Origin of the sequence: Pseudomonas sp. CJQ_9, from assembly GCF_043106615.1 — a bacterium.
GTDB classification, from domain to species: Bacteria; Pseudomonadota; Gammaproteobacteria; order Pseudomonadales; family Pseudomonadaceae; genus Aquipseudomonas; species Aquipseudomonas juntendi.
Window position 1 is genome coordinate 59,334 of record NZ_JBICMS010000031.1, and the last position, 6,118, is coordinate 65,451.

Annotated in this window: 5 protein-coding genes; 4 read left to right on the plus strand and 1 reads right to left on the minus strand. The window is 64.0% G+C overall.

Features of this window, described 5'->3' with window-relative positions:
- Nucleotide 1: 1 nt before the first annotated feature.
- Nucleotides 2-757, minus strand: a complete 756-nt coding sequence (locus tag ACF8SD_RS05430; RefSeq protein ID WP_212624443.1) for a sulfite exporter TauE/SafE family protein — start codon at nt 755-757, stop codon at nt 2-4.
- A 97-nt stretch (nt 758-854) separates the two neighbouring features.
- Here ACF8SD_RS05430 and ACF8SD_RS05435 point away from each other — a divergent pair, with 97 nt between their 5' ends.
- From ACF8SD_RS05435 to leuA, 4 genes are all read left to right on the plus strand, one after another.
- Nucleotides 855-1,739 (plus strand): LysR family transcriptional regulator, encoded by an 885-nt coding sequence (locus ACF8SD_RS05435; RefSeq protein ID WP_392484005.1) that lies wholly within the window; start codon nt 855-857, stop codon nt 1,737-1,739.
- Between the two features lie 32 nt (nt 1,740-1,771).
- A complete protein-coding gene (gene xseA, locus ACF8SD_RS05440) occupies nt 1,772-3,151 on the plus strand; it encodes an exodeoxyribonuclease VII large subunit (protein ID WP_392484006.1) in 1,380 nt (459 codons plus the stop codon).
- A 3-nt stretch (nt 3,152-3,154) separates the two neighbouring features.
- A complete protein-coding gene (locus ACF8SD_RS05445) occupies nt 3,155-3,982 on the plus strand; it encodes a peptidoglycan DD-metalloendopeptidase family protein (protein WP_392484007.1) in 828 nt (275 codons plus the stop codon).
- Nucleotides 3,983-4,404: 422 nt separating this feature from the next.
- Nucleotides 4,405-6,078, plus strand: coding sequence for a 2-isopropylmalate synthase (gene leuA / locus ACF8SD_RS05450; protein ID WP_009683414.1), 1,674 nt, complete (start codon nt 4,405-4,407; stop codon nt 6,076-6,078).
- Nucleotides 6,079-6,118 lie beyond the last annotated feature (40 nt).

Consider the following 6,118-nt stretch of genomic DNA (forward strand, 5'->3'; position numbering starts at 1 on the left):
CTCAGGCGCCGAGGTAGCGACCGATCAGCGCCAAGCCGCTGGCCAGCACCAGCCAAGTGACCAAGCGCACAAAGGCTTCGCGCGACAGCCTGTGGGTCAGCCCACGGCCGACCCACAAGCCGATGAACATGACCGGCAGCAGGCATGCAGCCAGCAAGAGCAGGCTCTGGTCGGCGTAAACACCGGCGACCAGGAACAATGCCAGGCGCACCACCGTGCTGCAGCTGATCAGCGCGCTCTGGGTGGCGCGCACCTGCTCCTTTCGTTCAAGGCGTGCACTCAGGTACAGCGCATAAAGGAAACCGCCGCTGCCGAACAGCGCCCCGAACAGCCCGCCTGCCGTGCCCATTGGCACTGCCCAGAAACCGGACAGGTTCGCCGGCCGCACGTTGACCGCTAGGCTATACAGCGCGTAGGCCGTAACGAACAGGCCCATCAACAGCAACAGCACGTCAGACTGCAAACGCAGCAGGAACACCACGCCCAACGTGCAGCCCAGGGCCATGAACGGCAACAGCCGCAGCAACTCGCCGCGCACCACATCACGTCGCGAGGGCAGCAGGTTGCCGAAGGCGGCGACAAAATCGAGCAGCACCAGCAGCGGGATGATCCGTGACAACGGCATGAAATGGATCAGCACGGGACCCGCCACCAAGGCCGTGCCGAAACCGGCAATGCCAAAGACGACGTAGGCCACGCCGACACCGAGCAGGATGGGCAGCCAGTCAAGGCCGGTGAGCGACAGTTCAGTAAGCATGGCAGCCGTTCCAGGGAGCATAGGCAAAGGTTAGCCAGCTGAGAGCCATGCCGACTAATATGGCTTTATCGCCAAAGCCATCTCGAAAAGGCATGACATGACGTCCATCCGCCAGTTGCGTTACTTCGTGGAAATCGCCGAGTGCGGCAGCTTCAGCGGTGCCGCTGAACGCCTGTTCATCGCGCAGTCGGCACTCAGCCGGCAGATCAAGGAGCTGGAGCAGCAACTGGGCACGCCATTGTTCGAGCGCACCGCCCGCCTGCCGCGCCTGACCCCGGCCGGCCAGGCGTTGCTGGAGCGGGCACGGCGCCTGCTGGCCGACTTGGCGCAGGCAGAGCGGGTGACCCGTGATATTGGCCAAGGGTTGCAAGGCAGCTTGCGCCTGAACCACTCCAGCACCGTCCCGTTGACCGGCCCGCTGTTGGCGCGTTTGAGCGGTTACCTGCACGCTAACCCGGGGGTTGCACTGGACATCGCCCAGCAGTCGTCGGAGGCGCAACTGGAAGATATCGCTGCGGGGCGGCTGGATATCGGCCTGTTGCGCTTGCCGGTGCTTCGCCAGCATGACGGCGTGGTGCTGCATGAGCTGTTCAGCGAACCCTTGCTGCTTGCGGTGGCGGCCGGGCATCCGTTGGCCGGTGTGGCGCAGGTTACGCTGCAACAGTTGCGCGACGAGCGCTTCATTTCCATTCCACACCGTGAGCGCGGCGGGCTGAGCTACCTGGCGGCCTCGTTGTGCATGGATGCGGGCTTTTTCCCGCAGGCCGCGCAGGTGCTGTCGCGCAAAACGACCCAGTTGCAGCTGATCCAGGCAGGTTTTGGCGTGGCCCTGCTGCCGCAATGCATGCGCGATATTGCGCCGGCCTCTATCAGTTTCGTCACACTGGAGGGGGGCCGGGAAAGTACCGTGGCCCTGGCGTGCCGGCGCGATGCAGAGCAATTGGTGCGCCAGTTCGTGGCCGCGATGAAAGATCCCGGCTAGCCCGCAACGCCCGGTAGGGTATGATGCCGGCCATGATCAAAGACCCTTTCGAACGACTCGGCCTGGACCGCGAGGTCCTGACGGTCAGCCAACTCAACGGCCGCGCCCGCGTGCTGCTCGAAGACGTGTTCCGCAGCGTGTGGGTGGAGGGCGAGATTTCCAACCTCGCCCGCCCGGCGTCTGGCCACCTGTACTTCACCCTCAAGGACAGCGGTGCCCAGGTACGCTGCGCCCTGTTCCGGCAGAGCGCCACGCGGGTGCGCCAAGCGCTGCGCGATGGCCTGGCGGTGCGGGTGCGGGGCAAGGTTTCGCTGTTCGAGGGCCGGGGTGATTATCAGCTGATTCTCGACACCGTCGAGCCGGCGGGGGATGGCGCGCTGCGCCTGGCATTCGAGGCCTTGAAGGAAAAGCTCGGTGCCGAAGGGCTGTTCAGCGCCGAACGCAAGAAGCCCTTGCCTGCCCACCCGCAACGCATCGGTATCATCACCTCCCCCACCGGCGCGGTGATCCGCGACATCATCAGTGTATTCGGCCGCCGCGCCCCGCAGGTGGAACTGAACCTGATTCCCACGGCGGTACAGGGCCGCGAGGCCATCGCCCAGATCGTGCGCGCCATCCGCCTGGCCGACGGCCTTGGCTTCGATGCGCTGATCCTGGCCCGTGGTGGCGGCTCGCTGGAAGACCTGTGGTGCTTCAACGAAGAAGCCGTGGCCCGCGCCGTGGCTGCCTGCGCCACACCGATTGTCAGCGCAGTCGGCCATGAGACCGATGTGTCCATCAGCGACTTCGTGGCAGACGTGCGCGCCCCCACTCCGTCTGCCGCCGCAGAGCTGCTGGCGCCCGACAGCAGTGGCATTCGCCAACGCCTGGACGGGCTGCAGCGGCGCTTGTTGCTGCGCATGCAGAACCGCTTAAGCCACGACCGCCTGCGCCTGGACTCGCTGACCAGGCGCCTGCGCCACCCGGGCGAGCGCTTGCGCCAGCAGGCCCAGCGCCTGGACGACCTGGACATGCGCCTGCGCCGGGCGTTCCTGCTCAGCCTCAACCAGCGCCGCGAGCGTTTGGCGCGGGCAGAAACCCGCCTGGCCGCGCAACACCCGGGGCGCAACCTGAAGCTGCTGGCCCAGCGCCTGGACAGCCTGGCCGAGCGCCTGCCACGGGCCATGCGCGAACTGCTCAAGGACCGCCGCCAGCGCTTCCAGGCCCAGCTGCAGACGCTGCAGGTGGTCAGCCCGCTGGCCACGCTGGCGCGCGGCTACAGCATCCTGCTCGACGACCAGGGCCAGGCGATTCGCAGCGCCGAACAGACCCGCAACGGCCAACGTCTTACGGCACGCCTGGACCAAGGCGAGCTGCTGGTGCGCGTGGAAGACAATCACCTGACTCCGGTCACCCTCTCGCTACTGGACTGACACATGCCCCGCCTGCTTACCTCCCTGTTCGCCCTTTCCCTGTTACTGCTGGCCGGCGGCGCCCAGGCCAGTTACATCACGCGTGCGCTGAACAAGCCGGTGCCCGGCGGCGTGGCGGTGGTCAACCTCGGCCCTGCCGCCAGCGCCCCCGAAGCGCGCTTCGACGGCAAGCCGGTGCTGGTGGTCAAGGAGCAGAACAACTGGCTGGCCATTGTCGGTATTCCACTGACCCAGAAGCCGGGTACTGCCGTGCTCAGCCAAGGCGGGCGCAACCTGCCGTTCAGCGTGGGTAGCAAAAAGTACCCCGAGCAGCGCATTACCCTGAAGAACACCCGCCAGGTCAACCCGAACCCCGCCGACCTCAAGCGCATCGACCGCGAGCTGGCCGAACAGATCAAGGCCTACCGCAGCTTCAGCCCTGCCCTGCCCAGCAACCTGATCCTCGACAAGCCGGTCAATGGCCCCCTGTCGAGCAAGTTCGGCGTGCGTCGCTTTTTCAATGGCGAGGAACGCAACCCGCATGCCGGGCTGGACTTCGCGGTGCCGGCAGGTACGCCCATCAAGACCCCGGCCAATGGCAAGGTGATTCTGGTGGGGGATTACTTCTTCAATGGCCGCACGGTATTCGTGGACCACGGCCAGGGCTTCATCAGCATGTTCTGCCACATGTCGAAGATCGATGTGCAGGTAGGGCAGCAACTGCGCCGGGGCGAGGTAGTCGGGCGTGTGGGCTCGACCGGGCGGGCTACCGGGCCGCACATGCACTGGAACGTGAGCCTGAACGATGCGCGGGTGGATCCGGCGATTTTCATCGGGGCGTTTCAGCCCTGAGACCGCAGTGCCTGAATCACCGACAAGCCTTGCCTGCACAGCGCTCCAGCCCTGTAACACTGCTGAGGAAGCCGGCTTGCCGGCGATGAGGCCAGAACAGGTCAAAGGGGTTCCACTATGTTGCGCCACCTAAAACTACCGCGCAAAAATAAATAATCCCAAGAGATAATCCAGCCATAAAATCTCGCACTTACGCTTTTTTTAAGCATTCCTCTCAATTTTTTCCGAAAGCTTGCCATCCCCCACCCCACTGGTTAAGTTTGAAGGCATGAAAACCTTCAGCACCCTCATCCTGCTCCGACAACATCGCAGCCTCAGCCTGGTCAGCGCACGACTACCAGGCTGAATCGCGTCGCCTCGCCTCTTCATCTTGTTATCGCTCGGCAGGCCCGATTTCGGCCGCACACAAAAGGATTGCTTCCATGTCCATGCTCAAAGACCCTTCGAAAAAATACCGCGCCTTCCCGACTATCGACCTGCCTGACCGCACCTGGCCGTCGAAGACCATCACCGCAGCGCCCATCTGGTGCAGCTCCGACTTGCGTGATGGCAACCAGTCGCTGATCGAGCCGATGGATTCGGAGAAGAAACTGCGCTTCTGGAAGACCCTGGTCCAAGTGGGCGTGAAGGAAATCGAAGCGGCGTTCCCGTCTGCCTCGCAGACCGATTTCGACTTCGTGCGCACCCTGATCGAAGACGGCCACATCCCGGACGACACCACGATCCAGGTGCTCACCCAAGCCCGTGAAGACCTGATCGCGCGTACCTTCGAGTCGCTGCGTGGCGCGAAAAAGGCCATCGTCCACCTGTACAACGCCACCTCCCCGGCATTCCGCCGCATTGTCTTCAACCAGGACAAGCAAGGCGTGAAGGACATCGCGGTGAACGCTGCCAAGCTGTTCGTCAAGTATGCCGCCCAGCAGCCCGAAACCCACTGGACCTTCCAGTACTCGCCAGAAACCTTCAGCGCGACCGAAATGGAATTCGCCAAGGAAGTGTGCGACGCGGTCATCGAGGTGTGGAACCCGACGCCAGAGCACAAGGTCATCCTCAACCTGCCGGCCACCGTGGAAGTCTCCACGCCGAACATCTACGCCGACCAGATCGAATGGTTCTGCCGCAATGTCAGCCGCCGCGACAGCGTGATCATCAGCCTGCACTGCCACAACGACCGTGGCACCGGCATTGCCGCCACCGAACTGGGCCTGATGGCCGGCGCAGATCGCGCCGAAGGCTGCCTGTTCGGCAACGGCGAGCGAACCGGTAACGTCGACCTGGTGACCTTGGCACTGAACCTGTACACCCAGGGTATCGACCCGCTGCTGGACTTCTCCGACATCGACGGCGTGCGCAAGGTGGTCGAAGAGTGCAACCAGCTGCCCGTGCACCCACGCCACCCTTATGTCGGCGACCTGGTACACACTGCGTTCTCCGGCTCGCACCAGGACGCCATCCGCAAGGGCTTCGCCAAGCAGCAGGAAGGCGAGCTGTGGGAAGTGCCGTACCTGCCGATCGACCCGGCCGATATTGGCCGCAGCTACGAGGCGGTCATCCGCGTCAACAGCCAGTCGGGCAAAGGCGGCATCACCTACTTGCTCGAGCAGGAGTACGGTATCAGTCTGCCGCGCCGCATGCAGATCGAGTTCAGCCAGGTTGTGCAGGGTGAAACCGACCGTTTGGGCCTGGAAATGACCGCTCAGCAAATCTACAGCCTGCTGCACAAGGAATACCTGCAGGCCAACGCGCCATATGCCCTGGTCAGCCACCGCCTGCAGGAAGAAAACGGCCACAGCGCCGTGGAAGTGGAAGTCGCCGGCGAAGGCGAAACCACACTGCACTGGCGCGGCAAGGGCAATGGCGCCCTGGAAGCCCTGGTTGCCGGCCTGCCGGTTGCCGTGGAAATCATGGACTACAACGAGCACGCGATTGGGGCTGGCACCAACGCCAAGGCGGCGGCCTACATCGAATTGCGCGTGGCCGGTGGCCGCCCGGTGCACGGTGTGGGTATCGACGAAAACATCACCACCGCCAGCTTCAAGGCACTGTTCAGCGCCCTGAACCGCTCGCTGAGCCAGCAGGAAGCCAAAGCGGCCTGAGCCCTGTCTGCTGAATGAGAAAGCCCGCATCGTTTGATGC